The organism is Massilia sp. CT11-137, assembly GCF_047302885.1.
Classification (GTDB): domain Bacteria; phylum Pseudomonadota; class Gammaproteobacteria; order Burkholderiales; family Burkholderiaceae_D; genus Telluria; species Telluria orientalis.
Window position 1 is genome coordinate 1,056,926 of the sequence record NZ_JBKYMP010000001.1, and the last position, 20,272, is coordinate 1,077,197.

19 protein-coding genes are annotated in these 20,272 nt (G+C 65.6%); 11 read left to right on the plus strand and 8 right to left on the minus strand.

Annotated elements, in window-relative coordinates; all coding sequences use genetic code 11:
* The first annotated feature begins 72 nt into the window (after positions 1-72).
* From ACEN98_RS04770 to ACEN98_RS04795, 6 genes are all read left to right on the plus strand, one after another.
* Positions 73-288 (plus strand): hypothetical protein, encoded by a 216-nt coding sequence (locus ACEN98_RS04770; protein ID WP_413340342.1) that lies wholly within the window; start codon positions 73-75, stop codon positions 286-288.
* A gap of 2 nt (positions 289-290) precedes the next feature.
* Positions 291-1,145, plus strand: coding sequence for an alpha/beta hydrolase (locus ACEN98_RS04775; protein ID WP_413340344.1), 855 nt, complete (start codon positions 291-293; stop codon positions 1,143-1,145).
* Between the two features lie 139 nt (positions 1,146-1,284).
* Positions 1,285-2,496 (plus strand): efflux RND transporter periplasmic adaptor subunit, encoded by a 1,212-nt coding sequence (locus tag ACEN98_RS04780; RefSeq protein WP_413381934.1) that lies wholly within the window; start codon positions 1,285-1,287, stop codon positions 2,494-2,496.
* Between the two features lie 27 nt (positions 2,497-2,523).
* Entirely contained in the window at positions 2,524-5,736 is a 3,213-nt protein-coding gene (locus ACEN98_RS04785) for an efflux RND transporter permease subunit (RefSeq protein ID WP_413381938.1), read from the plus strand.
* Between the two features lies 1 nt (position 5,737).
* Positions 5,738-7,243: an efflux transporter outer membrane subunit gene (locus tag ACEN98_RS04790; protein WP_413381941.1), complete on the plus strand. Its 1,506-nt coding sequence runs from the start codon at positions 5,738-5,740 to the stop codon at positions 7,241-7,243.
* Positions 7,244-7,343: 100 nt separating this feature from the next.
* Positions 7,344-7,835: a DNA-deoxyinosine glycosylase gene (locus ACEN98_RS04795; RefSeq protein WP_413381944.1), complete on the plus strand. Its 492-nt coding sequence runs from the start codon at positions 7,344-7,346 to the stop codon at positions 7,833-7,835.
* 5 nt (positions 7,836-7,840) lie between these two features.
* On the opposite strand, the gene ACEN98_RS04800 is transcribed toward ACEN98_RS04795, so the two are convergent.
* The 3 genes from ACEN98_RS04800 to ACEN98_RS04810 all read right to left on the minus strand — a co-directional run bounded on the left by ACEN98_RS04800 (position 7,841) and on the right by ACEN98_RS04810 (position 9,298).
* Positions 7,841-8,326, minus strand: coding sequence for an RICIN domain-containing protein (locus ACEN98_RS04800; RefSeq protein WP_413381947.1), 486 nt, complete (start codon positions 8,324-8,326; stop codon positions 7,841-7,843).
* 397 nt (positions 8,327-8,723) lie between these two features.
* Positions 8,724-9,041 (minus strand): CcdB family protein, encoded by a 318-nt coding sequence (locus tag ACEN98_RS04805; protein WP_413381949.1) that lies wholly within the window; start codon positions 9,039-9,041, stop codon positions 8,724-8,726.
* Complete coding sequence (locus ACEN98_RS04810) at positions 9,041-9,298, minus strand: type II toxin-antitoxin system CcdA family antitoxin (protein ID WP_413381952.1); 258 nt, start codon at positions 9,296-9,298, stop codon at positions 9,041-9,043. Before ACEN98_RS04810 ends, ACEN98_RS04805 begins: the two co-directional genes overlap by 1 nt.
* A gap of 285 nt (positions 9,299-9,583) precedes the next feature.
* Here ACEN98_RS04810 and infA point away from each other — a divergent pair, with 285 nt between their 5' ends.
* Positions 9,584-9,847 (plus strand): translation initiation factor IF-1, encoded by a 264-nt coding sequence (gene infA, locus ACEN98_RS04815; RefSeq protein ID WP_413381955.1) that lies wholly within the window; start codon positions 9,584-9,586, stop codon positions 9,845-9,847.
* A gap of 49 nt (positions 9,848-9,896) precedes the next feature.
* Here infA and ACEN98_RS04820 read toward each other — a convergent pair whose 3' ends face one another.
* A complete protein-coding gene (locus tag ACEN98_RS04820; RefSeq protein ID WP_413381958.1) occupies positions 9,897-11,075 on the minus strand; it encodes a tetratricopeptide repeat protein in 1,179 nt (392 codons plus the stop codon).
* A gap of 82 nt (positions 11,076-11,157) precedes the next feature.
* Positions 11,158-12,030 carry an HDOD domain-containing protein gene (locus ACEN98_RS04825; protein WP_413381961.1) on the minus strand — a complete coding sequence of 291 codons (873 nt, stop codon included), beginning with the start codon at positions 12,028-12,030 and terminating at the stop codon, positions 11,158-11,160.
* 150 nt (positions 12,031-12,180) lie between these two features.
* On the opposite strand from ACEN98_RS04825, the gene ACEN98_RS04830 reads away from it, so the two are divergent.
* Complete coding sequence (locus ACEN98_RS04830; protein WP_413337818.1) at positions 12,181-12,750, plus strand: DNA-3-methyladenine glycosylase; 570 nt, start codon at positions 12,181-12,183, stop codon at positions 12,748-12,750.
* A 4-nt stretch (positions 12,751-12,754) separates the two neighbouring features.
* Here the strand turns inward: ACEN98_RS04830 and ACEN98_RS04835 are convergent, their stop codons facing one another.
* Entirely contained in the window at positions 12,755-14,437 is a 1,683-nt protein-coding gene (locus ACEN98_RS04835; RefSeq protein ID WP_413381964.1) for a methyl-accepting chemotaxis protein, read from the minus strand.
* A gap of 80 nt (positions 14,438-14,517) precedes the next feature.
* Positions 14,518-14,976 carry a cache domain-containing protein gene (locus tag ACEN98_RS04840; protein WP_413342364.1) on the minus strand — a complete coding sequence of 153 codons (459 nt, stop codon included), beginning with the start codon at positions 14,974-14,976 and terminating at the stop codon, positions 14,518-14,520.
* Between the two features lie 297 nt (positions 14,977-15,273).
* Here ACEN98_RS04840 and ACEN98_RS04845 point away from each other — a divergent pair, with 297 nt between their 5' ends.
* From ACEN98_RS04845 to ACEN98_RS04855, 3 genes are read left to right on the plus strand one after another with little or no spacing between them, the layout of a single operon-like run.
* Entirely contained in the window at positions 15,274-16,680 is a 1,407-nt protein-coding gene (locus ACEN98_RS04845) for a KamA family radical SAM protein (protein ID WP_413381967.1), read from the plus strand.
* A 16-nt stretch (positions 16,681-16,696) separates the two neighbouring features.
* Entirely contained in the window at positions 16,697-18,004 is a 1,308-nt protein-coding gene (locus tag ACEN98_RS04850; protein WP_413381970.1) for an MFS transporter, read from the plus strand.
* Positions 17,973-18,824, plus strand: coding sequence for a fumarylacetoacetate hydrolase family protein (locus ACEN98_RS04855; RefSeq protein WP_413381973.1), 852 nt, complete (start codon positions 17,973-17,975; stop codon positions 18,822-18,824). The genes ACEN98_RS04850 and ACEN98_RS04855 overlap by 32 nt, the downstream gene beginning before the upstream one ends.
* Before the next feature lie 93 nt (positions 18,825-18,917).
* Here ACEN98_RS04855 and ACEN98_RS04860 read toward each other — a convergent pair whose 3' ends face one another.
* Complete coding sequence (locus tag ACEN98_RS04860; protein ID WP_413381976.1) at positions 18,918-20,252, minus strand: aspartate aminotransferase family protein; 1,335 nt, start codon at positions 20,250-20,252, stop codon at positions 18,918-18,920.
* Positions 20,253-20,272 lie beyond the last annotated feature (20 nt).

Here is a 20,272-nt window from a genome sequence, read left to right on the forward strand (position 1 = left end):
TTCTAGTCGAAGTTTATAGTGTCGGTACGGTAGCTGATAGTTTCGATATTTGACACACCCAAGGAGAGGATCATGAAAGCGCATCGCGATGGAATCGCGGCAGTGTTCGGGCTGGTACTCGGCGTAGTGGCCATGGCAGGCACGGTACTCACGGACGAGTACGCGCATGCGGCCGGTGCCGAGGCACGCGGATACGATGCGTTGTTCCACGTCGTCGCCACGGGCGAACAATGCGATGCGACCGCGATCCCGTCCGTGCTGGTAGCGTCCAATGAGGTAAGCCGGTGAGCGTGGCACGCAAAGCCGACGACGGCCATACGCTGGCGGTCCGCGACCTGCAAGTCGTGGGCGCGGAAGGACCGCTGGCGGCCCGCCTGTACAAGGCTGCCGTCGACGGCAAGCGCGATGTGCTGATCGTGTTCTTCCATGGCGGCGGCTTCGTCGACGGCGACCTGGAAGACGCGGATCCGTTCCTGCGCCACCTGTCCGAGGCGAGCGGCTATCCGGTCGTGCTGTCGTCGACCTATACGCTGGCGACGGTGAAGCCGTTCCCGGCCGCCGCGGAAGATGCGCATGCCGTGCTGCTGTGGGCAAAGAAGAACAAGACGAAGCTCGGCTGGACCGGCAAGCGCATGCTGGTCGCGGGCATCGAGGCCGGCGCGAACCTCGCCGCCGTGTGCACCCTGATGGCGCGCGACCGGGGTGCGCCGCGGCTGGCCGGCCAGATCCTCTTGATGCCGATGCTGGACCCGGGCCTGTCGACCTGCTCGATGCGCGAGATGCCGACCTGCCCCGACAAGGCGAAGGTGTTCGACGAATGCGCCGCGGCCTACCGGGGCTATCTGCCGCACGCGGCGGACCGCAGCCATCCGTATGCCTCGCCGCTGCAGTCGAGCCGTTTGAAGAACCTGCCGCCGGCCCTGATCCTGTCGATCGAGGACGACCCGCTGCGCGACGAAGCGGAAGCCTACGGCGGCAAACTGATCCAGTCGGGCGTGCCGACGACGGTCAGACGCCTGCAGGCGGCGCAACGCCTGCAGGAGCCGAATGCGCGAGATACGTGTGCCTGTCGGGGCCATGCATTGAGCGAGATTGCCAACTTCATTGCCGGACTCGACGAGGAAGACGAACCGGCCAGCTGTTGACCTCGTAGTTCACCAGATTTACCACCAACGATAAAGACGTGCCCGCGAGGCACGGGAGACCTGTCTTTTCCTGCAAAAGCCTGGAAAGGACCGTTTTCGTCCAATCATTAAAAGCTAGTTAATAACCGGAGGGCTAACCATGAAAACGATTCAACAATTCCAGATGGCCGTGCGACCCGTCGTGCTGGCGCTGGGCGCAGCCGGCGTTGCGGCCCTGATTGCGGGCTGCTCGGATGCAACCGGCAAGGCAGCCGAGGCGCAAACCCAGGCGCAGGCAGGTCCGCCCGTGTCGGCGGCCGCCGTGCTCGAAAAGCCGGTGGCCGAAACGCAGGAATTCTCGGGCCGTCTCGAAGCCATCGAGCGGGTCGAGATCCGTCCGCGCGTGTCGGGCTACATCACCGCCGTCAACTTCAAGCCGGGTGCGGAAGTGAAAAAGGGCGACGTGCTGTTCGTGATCGATCCGCGTCCGTACCAGGCCGAAGCCGAGCGCGCCGTCGCGGCCGCCAAATCGGCCCGCGCCAAGGCCGACCTGGCCCGTACGGAACTGGCCCGCGCCGAGCGCCTGCTGGGCGACAAGGCGATCGCGCAGCGCGAATACGACGCGAGCCTGTCGAGCCAGAAGGAACTCGACGCCGCCGCCCGCGCCGCCGAAGCCCAGGCCGAAGCTGCCCGCCTGAACCTGTCGTACACCCGCGTGATCTCGCCGATCAACGGCCGCGTGTCGAAGGCCGAGATCACCCTCGGCAACCTGGTCGATGCATCGGCCGTGCTGACGTCCGTCGTGTCGCTGGACCGCATCTACGCGAGCTTCGACGGCGACGAAGAGACCTATCTGCGCGTCGCCAAGCAGGCGCACGACGGCCAGTCGGTGCCGGTGAAGGTGGGCCTCGTCAACGAGGAAGGCTACCCGCACGAGGGCAAGCTGGAATTCGTCGACAACCAGCTCGACTCGCAGACCGGTTCCGTGCGCATGCGCGCCACGTTCGAGAACAAGGACCGCAGCATGGCGCCCGGCCTGTTCGCTCGCGTGCAGATCGGCGGCGGCGAAGCCAAGCCCGCGCTGCTGATCACGGACCGCGCCATCGGCACGGACCAGAGCCACAAGTTCGTGTTCGTCGTGGGCGCGGACGGCAAGGCCGAGTACCGCGAAGTGAAGCTCGGCCCCGTCGTCGACGGCCTGCGCGTGGTGCGCGCCGGCCTGAAGCCGGGCGAGAAGATCGTCGTCAACGGCCTGCAGCGCGTGCGTCCGGGTGCGCCCATCACGGCGCAGACCGTGCCGATGGTCGCATCGCTGGCGCCTGCGAAAGCGCCCGGCAAGGACGCGAAGCTGGCCATGGCAGACACGAAGTAATCCCATAAGACCGAGGGACAAGAACAAATGAACATCTCACGCTTTTTCGTCGACAAGCCGATCTTCGCGGCCGTGCTGTCGGTGCTGGTCTTCGTGGCCGGCCTCATCTCGATCTTCGAGTTGCCGATCTCCGAGTACCCGGACGTCGTGCCGCCCTCCGTGGTGGTGCGCGCCCAGTACCCGGGCGCCAACCCGAAGGTGATCGCGGAAACCGTCGCGACGCCGCTGGAGCAGGAAATCAACGGCGTCGAAAACATGCTGTACATGACGTCGCAGAACACCTCCGACGGCGCGCTGATGCTGACGGTGACTTTTAAAATCGGCACCAACGTGGAGCAGGCCGAGACGGCCGTGCAGAACCGCGTCCAGCGCGCGCTCCCGCGCCTGCCGGACGAGGTGCGCCAGATCGGCGTCACTACCGTCAAGAGCTCGCCCAACATCACGATGGTGGTCCACCTGCGCTCGCCGGATGGCCGCTATGACGACCTCTATCTGCGCAACTACGCCACGCTGAACGTCAAGGACGAACTCGCGCGCATCAACGGCATGGGCGAAGTCCAGCTGTTCGGTTCGGGCGACTACGCGATGCGCGTCTGGCTCGACCCGCAAAAGGTCGCGGCACGCAACCTGACCGCCAGCGACGTCGTGAACGCGATCCGCGAGCAGAACGTGCAGGTGGCGGCCGGTGTCGTCGGCCAGGGGCCGTCGAAAGGCGCGGACTTCCAGCTGACCGTCAACACGCAGGGCCGCCTGCAGTCGGTCGAGGAGTTCGGCAACATCGTCATCAAGACCAATGCCGACGGCGCGACCACGCTGCTGAAGGACGTCGCGCGCCTCGAAATGGGCTCGAACTCGTACGCCCTGCGCGCGCTGCTGGACAACCAGTCGGCCGTGGCGATCCCCATCTTCCAGGCGCCAAACGCCAACGCGCTGCAACTGTCGTCCGACGTGCGCGCCAAGATGAAGGAGCTGTCGAAAGATTTCCCGGAAGGCGTCGAATACAGCATTGTGTACGACCCGACCCAATTCGTGCGTGAGTCGATCAACTCGGTGATCCACACGCTGATCGAAGCCGTGATCCTGGTGGCCATCGTCGTCATCGTGTTCCTGCAGACGTGGCGCGCCTCGGTGATCCCGCTGCTGGCCGTGCCGGTGTCCGTCGTCGGCACGTTCGCGGTGATGCTCGCCTGCGGCTTCTCGATCAACACGCTGTCGCTGTTCGGCCTCGTGCTCGCCATCGGTATCGTGGTGGACGACGCGATCGTCGTGGTGGAGAACGTCGAGCGCAACATCGCGAACGGCCTGAATCCGCACGACGCGACCGTGCAGGCGATGAAGGAAGTCTCCGGCCCGATCATCGCGATCGCCCTGGTGCTGTGCGCCGTGTTCATCCCGATCGCGTTCGTCTCGGGCCTGACCGGCCAGTTCTACCGCCAGTTCGCGCTGACCATCGCCATCTCGACCGTGATCTCCGCATTCTCGTCGCTGACGCTGGCCCCGGCGCTGTCGGCCGCGCTGCTGCAATCGCACAATGCGCCGAAGGACCGCCTGACCCGCATGATGGACGCCGTGTTCGGCCGCTTCTTCGCCGGCTTCAACCGCTTCTTCGGCCGCTCGTCGCATGCCTATGAAGGCGGCGTGAAGGGCGTCCTGAAGCGCAAGAGCGCCACGCTGGGCGTGTACGTGCTGCTCGCCATCGCCGGTATCTTCATGTTCAAGGCGGTGCCTCCGGGCTTCGTGCCGGCGCAGGACAAGGCTTACCTGATCGGCTTCGCGCAGTTGCCGGACGCCGCCTCGCTGGACCGCACGGACGCCGTCATCCGCAAGATGTCGGACGTCGCCAAGCAGATCCCGGGCGTGGAATCGTCGGTCGCGTTCCCGGGCCTGTCGATCAACGGCTTCACCAACGCCCCGAACGCCGGCATCGTGTTCACCACGCTGAAACCGTTCGACGAACGCAAAGGCAAGGAGCAGAGCGCCGACGCGATCGCCGCCGAGATCAACAAGCGCATGGGCGCCATCGAAGACGCATTCGTGATGGTGCTGTCGCCCCCGCCGGTGAACGGCCTGGGTACGACGGGCGGCTTCAAGATGATGATCGAAGACCGCGCGGGCGTCGGCTACGACGAGCTGTATAAAGCCGTGCAGGCCGTGCAGGCCAAGGCGTGGACCGACAAGCGCCTGCAAGGCGTGTTCTCGGGCTACCAGATCAACGTGCCGCAGCTGTTCGCCGACGTCGACCGCGTGAAAGCGAAGCAGCTGGGCGTGCCGCTGGCCGAGATCAACCAGACCTTGCAGATCAACCTCGGCTCGCTGTACGTGAACGACTTCAACCAGTTCGGCCGCACGTACCAGGTGCGCGTGCAGGCGGATGCGCAGTTCCGTTCGCAGCGCGAGCAGATCGCGCAGCTGAAGGTCCGCAACGACAAGGGCGAGATGATCCCGCTGTCCTCGCTCATGAAGGTCAAGGACACGTATGGTCCGGATCGCGTGCAGCGCTACAACGGCTACGTCGCCGCCGAGCTGAATGGCGGCCCGGCACCGGGCGTGTCGTCGGGCCAGGCGCAGGCCGCGATGGAAGAAATCGTCAAGGCCACGCTGCCGAAAGGCATCTCGTACGAATGGACCGACCTGACGTACCAGGACATCCTGGCCGGTAACACCATGCTGTACGTGTTCCCGCTGTGCGTGCTGCTCGTGTTCCTCGTGCTCGCCGCGCAGTACGAAAGCTGGACCCTGCCGCTGGCCGTGATCCTTATCGTGCCGATGTCGATCCTGTGCGCCCTCATCGGCGTCAAGCTCACCGGCGGCGACAACAACGTGTTCACGCAGATCGCCCTGTTCGTGCTGGTGGGTTTGGCATCGAAGAATGCGATCCTGATCGTGGAATTCGCGCTGGAGCTGGAACACCATGGCCGCAGCATCGTGGCCGCCGCGCTGGAAGCCTGCCGCCTGCGTCTGCGTCCGATCCTGATGACGTCGATCGCGTTCATCATGGGCGTGGTGCCGCTGGTGCTGTCGCACGGTGCCGGCGCCGAGATGCGCCACGCGATGGGCGTCGCCGTGTTCGCCGGCATGCTGGGCGTGACGTTCTTCGGCCTGTTCCTGACGCCGGTGTTCTACGTCCTGCTGCGCACGCTGGCCAAGCGTTTCGAGAAGCCGAAGCATGCCCACGCCCACGACACGGCGCCGAATACCGTCGTCGATGGCGACCGTGCACCGGCCCTGGAAGGAAACTGATATGAAAACGATGATTGCAAGGGGCGTGGCCCCGCTGATGGCGGCCCTGCTGCTGACGGCGTGCGCCGCCCCGGAATTCAAGCAACCGGGCATCACGACGCCGACGGCGTTCAAGGAGTCGCAAACGGTGCCTGCCGGCGCAGCCAATGACGTGCGCAGCGCCGCCGACGGCACCACGTGGACGGTCGGCCGTCCGGCCGAAGCCCAGCCGCGCGGCGAATGGTGGCGCGCCTTCCACGACGAGACGCTGAATGGCCTCATCGCGGAAGCGACGGCCAACAACCAGAGCCTGACGGTGGCCGCCGCCCGCGTGAAGCAGGCCCGCGCCATCGCCGGCATCGCCGAAGCGGACCGCATCCCGCAGGTGGGCGTGGGTGTCGGCGCGCAGCGTGAACGCCTGTCGCCGCTGGAAGCGTCGCTGCCGAAGGGTTCTCCCGTCGCGCCGGCGAATGTCTATAGCGCGCGGCTGTCGGCCAGCTACGAAGTCGACCTGTTCGGCCGCGTGTCGTCCAACGTGGCGGCCGCCCGCGGCGACGCCGGCGCGGTGGAAGCGACGTACCGCTCCGTGCTGCTGTCGCTGCAGGCCGACGTGGCGCAGACCTATTTCCGCCTCCGCTCGCTGGATGCGGAAATCGCGACCGTCAACCACACGGTGCAGCTGCGCGAAGAGAGCGTCCGTGTGACGGGCCGCCGCTTCGACGCGGGCGATATCGGCGAGTTCGACCTGTCGCGGGCGAAGACGGAACTGGCGACGGCGCGTTCGGAAGCCATCGGCCTGCAGCGCCAGCGCGCCGCGGCGGAGCACGCGCTGGCCGTCCTGCTGGGCAAGCCGGCGTCGAACTTCACCGCGCCGTCGGCGCCGCTGTCGGATGTCGCCGCGCTGCCGGTGATCCCGGCCGGCCTGCCGTCTACGCTGCTGGAACGCCGTCCCGACATCGCCAGCGCCCAGCGCTCGATGGAGGCGGCGAACGCCCGCATCGGCGTGGCACGTTCCGCGATGTTCCCGGCGCTGAACCTGTCGGCGGGCGCCGGCGGCGTCGGCACGAGCTTCGCCGAGGTGTTCAAGTGGAGCAGCCGTTCGTGGCTGCTGGGCGCCGCGCTGTCGATGCCGCTGATCGACGGTGGCCGCAACCGCAACAACGTCGTGCGCAGCGAGGCCGCGCTGGAAGAAGCGGTAGGCGCCTACCGTCAGAGCGTCCTGACCGCGTTCGCCGAGGTCGAGGACAACCTGGCCGGCCTGCGCATCCTGGCGGGGCAGAGCGCCGAGATCGAGGCGGGCGTGGTCTCCGCCCGCCGCTCGGCCGACCTGGCGCAGAAGCTGTACGACGCGGGCCGCGGCAGCTACCTCGAACTGCTGGACGCGCAGCGCAACCTGGCGATCGTCGAGCGCAACGCCGTGCAGCTGCGCGGCGACCGTGCGATCACCACCGTGGCGCTGATCCGCGCGCTGGGTGGCGGCTGGGATGCCGCTGCCCGCGCGGACGATACCGCGCAGGCGCGCAACTGAAGACGAAGTCCCTGGCCTTACTGTGATTCCGGTAATGCCCTTTGCGGCGGTACGTGCGAGCGTATCGCCGCTTTTTTCGTGCGCGGGCTAGAATCGCCGCATGACCGATTCTTCCCCGCTCGCGGGCCTCGCCCCCGTCATCGCTTCCGACACGCGCATCCTCATCCTGGGCAGCTTCCCGGGCGCCGCATCGCTGGCGGCGCAGCAGTATTACGCGCATCCTCGTAACCAGTTCTGGAAACTGGTCGGCACGCTGGTCGGCGAAGACCTCTATTCACTGCCGTATGCGGACCGCCTGCCGCGTCTCCTCGCGCATCGCTTCGGCCTGTGGGACGTACTGGCCGCGTGCGAGCGCGAAGGCAGTCTCGATTCCGCGATCCGCAATCCGGCGGCCAATGACTTCGAACGCCTGCACCGGTTGTGTCCGGAGCTGGAAACGGTCGGGTTCAATGGGCAGACGTCGGGCAAGTTCGCGCCGCAGTTCGCGGCGCGGGGCTATCGGACCGTCGTGCTGCCGTCATCGTCGCCGGCGCACATGGCGCTGACGTTCGACCAGAAGCTGGCAAGCTGGAGGCGGTTGCTTGGCGATTGAACCCGTCAGCGAAAACCGCGCCTGCTCCAGTACTGGCCCGAATAATTGCCGCATGCTGCAAGGTGTACGCGGCCGCTGCCATCGTTGACGATGTCCAGGCATTTGCCCAGGCCCGTGAACTGGTTCCACAAACGCACGCCCGGACCGGGGCCGGTCTGGTCCATGTGCCACTGCTGGCCCGTCACGTTGGCGCAGGATGCCATGCGCACCTGGTCGTTGGTACCGTCGTTGACCACGTCCAGGCACATGTCCGCGCCGGTAAAGCGCGTCCGCAGGCGCACGAAGCTGTTCTCGGCGTCGGGCGCAATCTCCCACATCTGGCCCGAATAGCGGCCGCAGCGAGTCATGCGCAACTGATCATGGTCGCCCGCGTTGACGATATCGAGGCAGTTGGTGCGTCCCGTAAAGTCGGTGTGCAGGGTCACGGTGGGCGAGTTTGCGCTGACGCATTGGGAAACGGCAGCGAGCAAGAGGGGCAGCAGTCGTCGCATTGTCTTCTCTTGAGTAAATAGATCGATGCTGGTCGAGCAAGGCCACCATATGATTCCTTTCTGATTCTGAAATCGATCGGCGTCTCGCTAGCGCTTTCGCTATTGTTCGAACAGTTCAACACCCGAGCTTATCACGTCGGGTTCTTGCAATTTATCACTCTTTATTGCACATTTCGGCTTCCTGCCCGGCAGGTGTTCGCACAGGCCCGCTTCCTGGCTACCGTGGATGAGCTTTCGATGGCTGCCGAGCGAGTGACCGAACAGCCGGCGACCAGCCGACCTTGCCAAGCACAACGTTGCCGCGATGAGCCACATGCATGACATCTCCCGATCAAGAGCCTGCGCACGAGTCTGCGAGGGTTCCATGGTGATGTCAATCGCCGATCATTCCGCACGCTTAGTACGAGCCGAACACCCGGTCCAGCGCGGCCTGGATCTCGAATCGATAGTCCTGGGCGGAGCCCACCCTGACCTTGAGCTCACTCGACGGGATGGCACCCAGCTGTGGCGTATCGAGCAAATACTCTTTCCCGTCGATAGTGATGAGCGGGAACAGGTCGGAGGGGAGGGTAAGCTTTGCAAAGCCGGCCAGGTGCCGCAGCGGTATGACGATCCTCGTTGCCAGTCCGCTGATCACATTGCTCTGCACTTCGACCAGATAAGGAATGTTCGCTTTGTTCCTGCCCGGATTGTCGTAGATATCGAACCGTGCCATCAGAACGCACGCCATTCCTGCAATGCCACGCCTTCGGTTTCAACGAGGCTGTTATAGGCTGCAAGGAAGTTGGCATGCTGTTCATTCCACTGCTGTTCCTTGCGCTTTTGTATTTCTTCGCGCAGTGCCTGTTCACACAGCTGGGAAATATTGATGCCAAAATTTTTGGCATCCAGATACACGTCCATGGCCAAGCTGATATTGGTCGCTTTCTTGCTCGGAATTTTCTCTAAAGGCGAGGAATGTGCAAGTTTCATGATGGATCCAATGCGCATGAAAAATGTTAGCAATGATGCGCATTTTACTCCTGCCGGGCGACCATGTCTTGATTGCCGTCGCCCGAAATGCCCTTTTTTTCTGAAGCAACGTCCCCATATCCGTTCCATCCCCATTCACGGCGCCACGAACCAGGCTGGCGCCGCTTTTTCCCGACCCCAGCAGGCAATGCGTGACCAGCGTCCCGAGGATGACGCTGCGATAGCTATTTCGCCATCCCGGGCGCATGCCATACGAAGGGGCGGGATCACATTGAAAGGAAACCCATGAAAGAAGATCTGATCGAAATGAATGGCAAGGTTACCGAAGTGCTGCCGGAGATGCGTTTCCGCGTGAACCTCGAAAACGGTCACCAGCTGGTCGCGTACACGTCCGGCCGGATGAAGAAGAACCACATCCGCATCATCGCCGGCGACCGCGTCACGCTGGAGATGTCGCCGTATGACCTGAACAAGGGCCGCATCGTGTTCCGCCATCTCGAAACCCGCGGCACCCCCGCGCCGTCGGCCGCGCGCCAGCGCCGCCGCTGAGCGGCGGGCGAAAGCAACCCAACGGCCGCCGACGCGGCCGTTTTTCGTTCTAGTAGATGCGGACGCTGTTCGCGCTCTGGCGTTTCAGGTGCGCCAGCTTGGCGGAGTACAGCTGGCGATTGTCCGACTTCGTGCTCGTGTCGATCGCCAGCGCGAGCTGTTCGCGCGCTTCTGTTGCCTCGCCCAGCTGCAGCAGCGTCACCGCCAGCCAGAAGTGGAACTCGTCGTAGTAGGGCGCGCGTTTGATTTCGCGTTCGAACAGTTTGCGCGCGGCGTCGTAGTCGCCCGCCTTGAGCGCGACCATGCCCTTGTCGAAGTACTGGAACGGCGGGACCGGCTCGATGCTGGCCACGCGCCGCGCCATCTCGGCCGCTTCGGCCGTGCGGCCCGTCGCGGCCAGCAGGGGGCCCAGGTTCTGCATCACGACGAGGCTTTCCGGTTCGCGTTCGAGGGCCGTGCGCAAGGCCCGTTCGGCCATGACGAGGTCGCCATGGCGCTGGTAGATGACGCCCAGCGTGTTGTAGGCGATCGCGTTCGGCGGATTGGTCGCCACCGCGGCGCGTGCCCACCAGTAGGCGTCGTCGATCTTGCCCTGCACGAGCGACTCGGCGGCGCGGTTGTTGAGGTACAGCGCGACGATGTCTTCTTCTTCCAGCAGGCGCGTATGGAAGCGGCTCGCTTCCGGCGGCGGCAGGAAGTCGACGACCAGTTCGTGCTCCGACGTTTCGTCGTACAGCAGGCCGTTGCGCTTGCGGTGGCCGAGCGCGATGTTGACGTGCGACGCCACGAGATAGATGCCGCCGTCGCGGCTCCAGGTCTCGTCCGCGAGCACGCTGCGAAAGCGCACCGTCATGCCCAGTTCGCGCGCGAAGGCGGCCGTCATGACGACGAGCGAGAGGCAGTTGCCGGCGCGCGCCTCGTACGTTTCGGCCGCCGTGCGGGTGCGGCTGGAATCGTATTCGAGCTTCAGGTCGGTCTTGCTGTACAGCGCGTCGATCAGGCCCCGTTCCAGCCCCTTGCTGCGCAGAAGCGCTTCGAAGGCGGGACTGTGCAGGTAGGCCTGCATGGCGGGGCTCAGCGTGAACAGGTTGTGTGCGCCGATGGTCTCGGACGGCGGCTTGAACGACGCGTCGGCGAACAGCGGCGGCGGGGCGGATAGTTGCGGTGTGCTGGCGCAGCCGCCCAGCAGCAGGGGTAATACGATCAGCAGGGACGCCAGGCGTTTCATGTCTCCTCCTCGGCCGGCGGTTCGTCGATTCTAGGTCTTGTGAATCAAGTATCTGCCCGTCCGGGGCGGAAGTAAAGACGCGCTACTGGTCGTCGTGGAAGGCTTCGTGCAGTTCGTCGAGCAGCTCGGCCGTTTCCTCGTCGGAGAGGCCCAGGTAGGCGAGCGCGCGCGCGCCGCCCTTGTTCCATTCGAGCGATTCGGCGTCGCCCTGGTATTTGCGGATCGCGCTTTCGGCCAGCAGCGACAGCGCGACGAGCGAACGCACCGTCGACGTCGTGTTGACGTCGTCCAGGACCGCGTAATCGTGATGGTGCAGGATGGACCACGCGACGTCTTCCGACAGGCCCCAGTTGCGCGCCAGCAGGGTGCCGATGGCCGTGTGGCTCGTGTTGTGGCGCTCTTCTTCCAGCGCCGTGAACGGACGGTCCGTCTCCAGCGACGCCGCGGCATAGGTGCGCGCGTAGTCGGGGAAGCGGTCCATCAGCAGCGGCACGCCGGTATCGCAGAACAGGCCGAACGTGTGCGCCACATCGGCCTCGCCAATGCGCAGGCGGCGCGACAGGAACACCATCGCCTCGGCGCGGCGGCTCGACACTTCCCAGAAGCTGGCGAGCGCCGCGCTGTTGGCCGGGATCGCCCGGCGCGCGAGCAGGCCCGTCATCAGCGACGCGACCTGGTTAATGCCGAGGAACAGGATTGCCTGCTCGATCGACTTGGCCTTGCGCCGGCCCCCGAAGATGGATGAATTGGCAAGTTTCAGCAGCGCGCCCGACATGCCGACGTCGTTGGCGACGATGCGGCCGATGGCGGCCGGGCTCGGATCGGACGACGCGAGCTCCCGTTGCAGGTCGGCGAGCAGGCTGGGACGCGGCGGGATCCGGATCGACTTGATCAGGGCGTCGACGGGATCCTCGGCGAAGGCGCTTGGGCGCGCCAGGGCAGCTGCTGTACTCATGACGGGAAGGGAACAAAATGATGCTGCACGGAAATCCATGCGAAGTTTGTCACTATAAACCAGTGCCGTTGAAGTTGCAGCAAAGTATTGCTTTTGTGTAGCGAAACCGACAGTGCGACCTGTCAAATCTTAACAATATAGAATTGCTCCATGTCCTCAACCATCCTTGCCGACATTGATTTTCTAGCACCCTCGCATCTGGTGGCGCGCCAGCTGATCGGCGTCACGGTGCTCGTCGACGGCGTCGGCGGCCGCATCGTCGAGACGGAGGCCTATGACGGCGAAGATCCCGCCTCGCACAGCTATTCCGGCCCCACCGACCGCAACTTCGCGATGTTCGGCCCGCCGGCCCACGCCTACGTCTACCGCTCGTACGGCATCCACTGGTGCCTGAACTTTGTCTGCCGGGAAGAGGGGCATGGCGCCGGGGTGCTGATCCGCGCGCTCGAACCCGTGACGGGCATCGAGACGATGGTCGAGCGGCGCGGCACGCGCGACCACTGGCTGTTGTGTTCCGGCCCCGGCAAGCTGTGCCAGGCACTGGGCGTGACGCGCGACCTGAACGGCCGCTCGCTGGCCGCGGCGCCGTTCGAACTGGCGCCGGCACCCGCCGGCATCGACGTGGTCAGTGGGCCGCGCATCGGGATTTCGAAAGCCGTCGACGTGCCCTGGCGGTTCGGCCTGGCCGGGTCGCGCTGGGTCAGCAAGCCGTTCCGCTGAACGGTCAGCGGCCGTTGGCGGCCCGCCTCGGTCGTGGCGCTTCTTCCTCGTCCCGCGTCGCACGATGCGCGAGCGCGGGCCGGACGCGCATCGGGCTGTCCGCGGCACGCCGTTCGATCGGGGCGGGTGCATCGTCCTGAGCATCCTCGATGCGGAAGATAGCCACGGCGCGTGCCAGGTTGACGGTCTGCTCGTGCAGGCTGGCCGCCGCCGCCGCGGCCTGTTCGACGAGCGCGGCGTTCTGCTGCGTCATGTCGTCCATCTGGCCGACGGCGAGATTGACTTCGGCGATGCCTTCGGCCTGCTCGCTGCTGGCGGCGCTGATGCGGTTGATGATGTCGTTCACCTGCCGCACCGACGCGACCACGCTGCCCATGCTCGAGCCCGCCTCGTTGACGGAAGCGCTGCCGTTGTCGATGATCGCCACCGAATCGGCGATCAGCGCCTTGATCTCCTTGGCGGCCGATGCGGAGCGCTGCGCGAGCGTGCGCACCTCGCTGGCCACGACGGCGAAGCCGCGTCCCTGCTCGCCGGCGCGCGCCGCTTCGACGGCGGCGTTCAGCGCGAGCAGATTGGTCTGGAACGAGATGCCGTCGATGACGCCGGTGATCTCGACGATCTTGCGCGAGCTGGCGCGGATCGACTCCATCGTGGCGACGGCGCGGTCGACGGCCTGGCCGCCGCCGGCCGCCAGCCGCGCCGCCTCGGCCGCGAGTTGCGTCGCCAGGCGCGCGTTGTCCGCATTGCCCTTGACGGCCTGGGTCAGCGTCTCCATCGCGCTCGCGGTCTGCTGCAGGGAACCGGCCTGCAGCTCGGTGCGGGTCGACAGGTCCAGGTTGCCGCTGGCGATTTCCTTCGATGCCGTGTCGATCGAGCGCACGGAATCGAGCACGCTGCGCAGCGTCGTGTTCAGGTTGGCGATGGTCTGGTCGAGCGCGCGCGCCGTATCGGCGATTTCGTCGCGGCCGTCGTTGTGGACGCTCGCGCACAGGCGGCCTTCGGCCAGTTCGCCCATGACGGCCGAGATGGTCCCGATGTCACGCAGCATGGCGCGGCGCACGAACATGGTGACGGCCAGCGACGCGGCGATCGACAGCAGCACCAGCATGGCCATCCACGTACCCAGGTTGTGGAATTCCGTGCGCGCGGCCGCATAGGCCTGTTCGCTGAGCGTCTTTTCCAGCGCGGCCAGTTGGGCCAGCTGCTGGTTCAGCACCATGAATTCCTTTTCCGCCTTCTGCATCGAGTTGGTGGCGATCGACTGGTCGACCTGCGCCATCTCGATGGTCTCCTGCACCGCCTTGCGGTAGGCCGCCAGCGCGGCCAGCGACGCGTCGACGGGCTTGCGTTCCGCGCCGTCGGTCGTGCGCGCGAGTTCCTGCAACTGCGCCTGCACGGCGGCGTGGCGCTTGCCGATGTCGGCGATCAGCGCGTCGAGGCGGTTCTTGGCGAAGCTGCCGTTGATCCAGGCCAGCAGTTGATAAGCGTTGGCGTGGACGTACTTGGCGTCGCCGGCCACGTCGGCCACGTTTTTCAGGCGCGCCGCGCGGACCTGCACCATGTTTTCCAGCGACGCGTTCTGGCGCACCATCCCGTACCAGGCGGCACCGGACAGCATCAAGAGCAGCACCAGCACCATGCCGGGCGCCAGCAGCAGCTTCGGACCGATCCTCAGTTTTTTCAGCATGTTGCGCTCCCGCTTAAAAAAGAACGCGGGCATGCCGCCCGCTCGAACACCGAACGCGGGCATGCCGCCGCGTGCACGTCCTATTGCTTCTTGTATAGCCCGGCCTCGAGCACGACGCCGTCGACGAGCAGGATGTACGTCGTCTTCGGCTCGATCTTGCCCGTGGTCGGATTCTTGTACTGGTAGTCGACCCAGCCCTTGCCCTTGGCGGCGGCCAGTTCGATGATCTCGCGGCGGTATTTCTTGCCGTTCGCATCGGGCACGTCCGTCAAATCCTTGCCGACGATCGACGGGTTGTACGGGTGAGCCAGCACGATGCCGGTCTTGACGTCGCGCATGTCGATGTACAGCGAGCCCTGGACGAATTCCGGGTCCTTGGCCGTGATGCGTTTCATGACTTCTTCCTTGCCCTTGGCCTTGACCATCGAGGCGCCGCGCTCGGCCATGGCGATCGCATCTTTCTCGGTCGGTTCGGCCGCCAGCGCGCCGGCGCAGGACAGGGTCAGGGCGGTAGCGACTACGGTTGCGGTCAGCTTCATAGGATGTCCTTTCGGGAAGGGGAAAGAGATAGGTCTGAATGTTGCCTATTTGCATTTCGTACTCTACGCCGCGGCCCCAGCCGGGTTGTTGTGCTAACGCAAGTAGCGCCCGATGTGCCGCCGCAACGGCAACGCTGATCTTTCGCAGTGCATGTGGAAATCAGTGAGAAACGGAATCAGAACTTGACTCGGGGCAACTCAAAGGCAAGTCCGTCTCCCTACCATCGGTTCCTGTCGGCAATTATTTCCGTGCGTCACCTTTTGCTGCCGCCAACCACTTCCCTCAGGAGAAATCCCGTGACCCTCGACGCAACCCCCGCCAAGTTCAAGCCCTATACCCGCCAGTCGATCCAGAACGCCCGCCAATGGCAATGGCTGAGCCCGGATCTGCAGGAAGCCGTGCAGGTGGTGTCCCACGTGCTGCCTTTCCGCACGAACGAATACGTGATGGAGCAGTTGATCGACTGGAGCAATGTTCCGGACGATCCAATCTATCGCCTGACGTTCCCCCACCGCGACATGCTGCCCGCGCGCGAATACGAGCAGCTGCGCGACCTCGTGCTGGTCAAGAAGGACGACGCCGCGATCGCGCAGCTCGTGCACCAGATCCGCATGCGCATGAATCCGCACCCGGCCGGGCAGATGACGCACAACGTGCCGCGCGTGAACGACGCGCCGCTCAAGGGCCTGCAGCACAAGTACAAGGAGACCGTGCTGTTCTTCCCCAGCGCGGGCCAGACGTGCCACGCCTATTGCACCTTCTGCTTCCGCTGGCCGCAGTTCGTGGGCATGGAAGAGATGAAGTTCGATGCGCGCGAGTCCACGGAACTGGTGTCCTACCTCGGCACGCATCCAGACGTGACGGACGTCCTGATCACGGGCGGCGATCCGATGATCATGAATACGCGCTCGCTGGCCGAGTTCATCGAACCGCTGCTGGCGCCCGAGCTGGCGCATATCCAGAACATCCGGATCGGCACCAAGTCGGTCGCATACTGGCCGCAGCGCTACGTGTCGGACAAGGACAGCGACGACCTGATGCGCCTGTTCGAGAAAGTCGTCAAGGCCGGCAAGAACCTCGCGCTGATGGGGCATTACAACCACGCCGTCGAGCTGCGCCAGCCGGTGGCCCAGCAGGCCGTCAAGCGCATCGTCGGCACGGGCGCGACCTTGCGCATGCAGGGGCCGCTGATCCGCCACATCAACGAAGACCCGAACAGCTGGGCCGAACTGTGGACGACGGGCGTGCGCCTGGGCGCGATCCCTTACTACATGTTCGTCGAACGGGATACCGGTCCGCGCGAGTACTTCGCGCTGCCGCTGGCGCGCGCGCACGAGATCTTCCAGTCCGCGTACAGCATGGTGTCGGGCCTGTCGCGCACCGTGCGCGGGCCGTCGATGAGCGCGTTCCCGGGCAAGGTCGTGATCGACGGCGTCGTCACCATCAACGGCGAAAAGCTGTTCGCGCTGCAGTTCCTGCAGGCGCGCAATCCGGACTGGGTGCGCCGGCCGTTCTTCGCGAAATACGACCCCGACGCCACCTGGCTCGATCACCTGAAGCCGGCGTTCGGCCGCAAGAAATTCTTCTTCGAGGGCGGCGAGGACGATCACGACACCTTCGGTGCGGCGGGCCGCGTGATCCCGATCCAGGCTGTCCACGCGCAGGACCGGCGTGCCAGCGACAGCCAACCCGACGCGGCCTGACCCGCAGGAGACGTCCATGGAAACCGACCAGAGCCAGTCGCGCCTCAACGGGGTGGCAGTGTTTTTCTACGTGTTCCTGCCGTTCGCGCTGGGGCATTACCTGTCCTCGCTGCTGCGCAACGTGAATGCCGTGCTGGCACCGCATCTGGTCGGCGCGCTCGCGCTGACGCCGGGCCAGCTCGGCCTCCTCACCAGCGCGTTCTTCTTTGCGTTCGCCCTCGTCCAGCTCCCGGTCGGGATCGCGCTCGACCGCTACGGTCCGCGCAAGGTGCAGGTGCTGCTGCTGATGCTGGCGGCGACGGGCGCGCTGCTGTTCGCCACCGGCCGCTCGTTCGGCCAGCTGGTGCTGGCGCGCGCCATCATCGGCTGCGGCCTGGGCGGATGCTTCATGTCGGCCGTGAAGGCGATCTCCACCTGGATCTCGCCCACGCGCCTGCCGTCCGTGCAGGGCTACCTGATCGCCGTGGGCGGCCTGGGTGCGGCCTCCGCCACCATGCCGGTCCGCATGCTGCTGCAGCACACGGACTGGCGCGGCCTGTTCATGCTGCTGGCCGCGTTGACGGCGTGCAGCGGCCTGCTGATCTGGCTCGTCACGCCCAGGTCGAAGGCACCCGGCGGCGCGCTGCCGACCGTGCGCTCGGTGCTGGACGTGTACCGCGCGCCCGCGTTCCGCGCGACGATTTCGCTGGTGCTCGTGCCGCATGCGATCTTCTTCGGCATCCAGGGCCTGTGGATCGGGCGCTGGCTGTCCGACGTGGCCCGGTTTCCGGACGCCGCCGTCGCCTACCTGCTGTACATGGGCATGGCGTCGGTGATCTTCGGCGCCATCGCGGTCGGCATGATCACGGAATGGGCTGGGCGGCGCGGCATCGAGGCGCTGGACGTGGCCGCCGTCGGCGTGTTCCTCTTCATCGTCGTGCAGGTGGTCATCGTATTGAACTGGCGACCCAGCCTGCAGCTGCTGTCGGTGCTGTTCACGCTCGTGGGGACGATCACCGGCATCGAATACGCGATCGTGGCCCAGAGCCTGCCGCGCACGCTGACGGGACGCGCGGCGACGTGCCTGAACCTCCTGATCTTCATCGGCGCATTCCTCGTGCAGGCGGGGTTCGGGCTGATCGTCGGCCTGTGGCGTCCCGACACTGCGGGCCACTTTCCGGCGCTCGCCTACCGCGTCGCATTCGGCGTGCTGGTGGCGCTGCAGATGCCTGGCCTGCTCGGCTACTTCCACGACTTCCTTCGGCGCCGTCAAGTAAAATGCGGCATCGCTTTGCTCACCCAGAAGGAAGAATATGAGATTGGTTCGTTACGGTCGCCCAGGTAAGGAAAAACCGGGCCTGTTCGACGAAGAAGGCCGCCTGCGCGACCTGTCCGGCGTCATCGAGGACATCGACGCGTCGGTGCTGTCGGAAAAGGCGTTGCGCAAGCTCGCCAAGGTCGACTGGAAAACGCTGCCGGTCGTCCGCGGCAACCCCCGCTTCGGCGTGCCGGTCAAGGGCGTCGGCAAGTTCATCGGCATCGGCATGAATTACTCCGACCACGCGGCCGAAGTCGGGGCCTTGACCCCGAAGGAACCGATCATGTTCATGAAGGCGACGTCCTGCCTGAACGGCCCGGACGATCCCATCCAGCTGCCGAAAGGCTCGAAAAAGACCGACTGGGAAGTCGAGCTGGGCGTCGTCATCGGCACCCGCGCGCAATACGTCGACGAGAAGGATGCGCTGAAATACGTGGCCGGCTATTGCGTCGTCAACGACGTCTCGGAACGCGCCTACCAGTTCGAACTCGGCTCGCAGTGGGATAAAGGCAAAGGCTGCGACACCTTCGGCCCCGTCGGCCCGTTCCTCGTCACCAAGGACGAGATCTTCGACGTGCAGGACCTCGACCTGTACCTCGACCTGAACGGCAAGCGCGTGCAGACCGGGAATACGTCGAAGATGATCTTCACGGTCGCGCAAATCGTCAGCTATCTGTCGCGCTTCATGACCCTGGAGCCGGGCGACATCATCACGACGGGCACGCCGCCGGGCGTGGGCCTCGGCCGCAGCCCGCAGCGCTTCCTCAAGAAGGGCGACAAGCTGCGTCTCGGGATTGCGGGGCTGGGCGAGCAGCAACAGGAAGTGATCGCGTATCCGAAAGGCTGATACGTGTGAAACGTCGTCCCCGCGGAGGCGGGGACCCAAGTTCGTGGCCAAGCCTGGAACTTGGGCCCCTGCCTTCGCAGGGGCGACGTTGTTTTAGATTGCCACTGCTTTTAAAGCCCCCTCCACTGATTCTTTCAGTCTGCCCACGATCTCGCCCAGGTCGCCCTGCGTGACGACGAACGGCGGCGCCAGCAGCACATGATCCCCGTGGCGGCCATCGATCGTGCCGCCCATCGGATACACCAGCAACCCGTTCTCCATCGCGCGCGCCTTGATCGCCGCGTGCAGTTTCAGTTCCGGCTCGAACGGCGACTTCGTCTCGCGCTCGCGCACCAGTTCCAGCGCCAGGAACAGCCCGCGGCCGCGGATGTCGCCCACGTGCGGGTGGTCTTCGAATTCCTCGTCCAGCATCGCCCGCAGCTGCGCGCCGCGCAGGCGCACCTGGGTGAGCAGATCGTCGCGCTCGATCACCTGCTGGACGGCAAGGGCCGCCGCCGCCGCGACCGGATGCCCGATGTAGGTGTGCCCGTGCAGGAAGGCGCCGCTGCCGGCGCGCAGGCGCTCGATGATGGCGCCGTTCACGAGCACCGCGCCGATCGGCTGGTAACCCGCGCCCAGGCCTTTCGCCACGGCGATCAGGTCGGGCGCCACGCCGTCCTGCTCGATCGCGTACATCGTGCCCGTGCGGCCCATCCCGCACATGACTTCGTCGGCGATGAACAGGATGCCGTACTTGTCGCACAGCGCACGCACGCCGCGGAAGTAGCCGGGCGTGGGCGGGATCGCGCCGCCGGTCGCACCCACGACGGGTTCGGCGCAGAATGCGATCACGCGGTCCGGGCCGGCCTGCAGGATCGCCGCTTCCAGTTCGTCCAGCAGCATGGCCGTGTACTGGTCGACGGTCTGGTCCTCGACGCGGCCGCGGTATTCGTAGCAGGCCGACACCCGCTCGACGTCGATCAGCAGCGGGGCGAAGGGCTGGCGGCGCCATTCGTTGCCGCCCACGGCCAGCGCGCCCAGCGTATTCCCGTGGTAGCTCTGGCGCCGGGCGATGAACAGCGAGCGTTGCGGCTCTCCACCTTCGACGCAGTACTGGCGCGCGAGTTTGAGCGCGGTCTCCATCGCTTCCGAACCGCCCGACACGAGGTAGACGCCCGCGATGCCGGCCGGCGCGTTCGCCACGAGGCGGTCGGCCAGCTGCTCCGCCACCTCGGTCGTGAAGAACGCGGTGTGGGCGTAGGCACACTGGTCGATCTGGCGGTGCATGGCGGCGATCACGTCCGGATGGCCATGCCCGAGCGACGACACGGCCGCGCCGCCGCTCGCGTCCAGGTAGCTGCGCCCGTGGCTGTCGTACAAATAGACGCCCGCGCCGCCGACCGCGACGGGCGGCGTCTGGCGCAGGCTGCGATGCAGGATATGCGTCATTGGAAGCTCCCCAAAAAGTT

Excerpts from the sequence above, each read along its gene's own strand:
- ACEN98_RS04830 (WP_413337818.1), top strand. The coding sequence starts at position 12,181 with ATGTCCTCAACCATCCTTGCCGACATTGATTTTCTAGCACCCTCGCAT.
- infA (WP_413381955.1), top strand. The coding sequence starts at position 9,584 with ATGAAAGAAGATCTGATCGAAATGAATGGCAAGGTTACCGAAGTGCTG.
- ACEN98_RS04810 (WP_413381952.1), bottom strand. The coding sequence starts at position 9,298 with ATGAAACTTGCACATTCCTCGCCTTTAGAGAAAATTCCGAGCAAGAAA.
- ACEN98_RS04820 (WP_413381958.1), bottom strand. The coding sequence starts at position 11,075 with ATGAAACGCCTGGCGTCCCTGCTGATCGTATTACCCCTGCTGCTGGGC.
- ACEN98_RS04780 (WP_413381934.1), top strand. The coding sequence starts at position 1,285 with ATGAAAACGATTCAACAATTCCAGATGGCCGTGCGACCCGTCGTGCTG.
- ACEN98_RS04805 (WP_413381949.1), bottom strand. The coding sequence starts at position 9,041 with ATGGCACGGTTCGATATCTACGACAATCCGGGCAGGAACAAAGCGAAC.
- ACEN98_RS04800 (WP_413381947.1), bottom strand. The coding sequence starts at position 8,326 with ATGCGACGACTGCTGCCCCTCTTGCTCGCTGCCGTTTCCCAATGCGTC.
- ACEN98_RS04840 (WP_413342364.1), bottom strand. The coding sequence starts at position 14,976 with ATGAAGCTGACCGCAACCGTAGTCGCTACCGCCCTGACCCTGTCCTGC.
- ACEN98_RS04850 (WP_413381970.1), top strand. The coding sequence starts at position 16,697 with ATGGAAACCGACCAGAGCCAGTCGCGCCTCAACGGGGTGGCAGTGTTT.
- ACEN98_RS04795 (WP_413381944.1), top strand. The coding sequence starts at position 7,344 with ATGACCGATTCTTCCCCGCTCGCGGGCCTCGCCCCCGTCATCGCTTCC.
- ACEN98_RS04855 (WP_413381973.1), top strand. The coding sequence starts at position 17,973 with ATGAGATTGGTTCGTTACGGTCGCCCAGGTAAGGAAAAACCGGGCCTG.
- ACEN98_RS04825 (WP_413381961.1), bottom strand. The coding sequence starts at position 12,030 with ATGAGTACAGCAGCTGCCCTGGCGCGCCCAAGCGCCTTCGCCGAGGAT.
- ACEN98_RS04835 (WP_413381964.1), bottom strand. The coding sequence starts at position 14,437 with ATGCTGAAAAAACTGAGGATCGGTCCGAAGCTGCTGCTGGCGCCCGGC.
- ACEN98_RS04790 (WP_413381941.1), top strand. The coding sequence starts at position 5,738 with ATGAAAACGATGATTGCAAGGGGCGTGGCCCCGCTGATGGCGGCCCTG.
- ACEN98_RS04770 (WP_413340342.1), top strand. The coding sequence starts at position 73 with ATGAAAGCGCATCGCGATGGAATCGCGGCAGTGTTCGGGCTGGTACTC.
- ACEN98_RS04860 (WP_413381976.1), bottom strand. The coding sequence starts at position 20,252 with ATGACGCATATCCTGCATCGCAGCCTGCGCCAGACGCCGCCCGTCGCG.
- ACEN98_RS04785 (WP_413381938.1), top strand. The coding sequence starts at position 2,524 with ATGAACATCTCACGCTTTTTCGTCGACAAGCCGATCTTCGCGGCCGTG.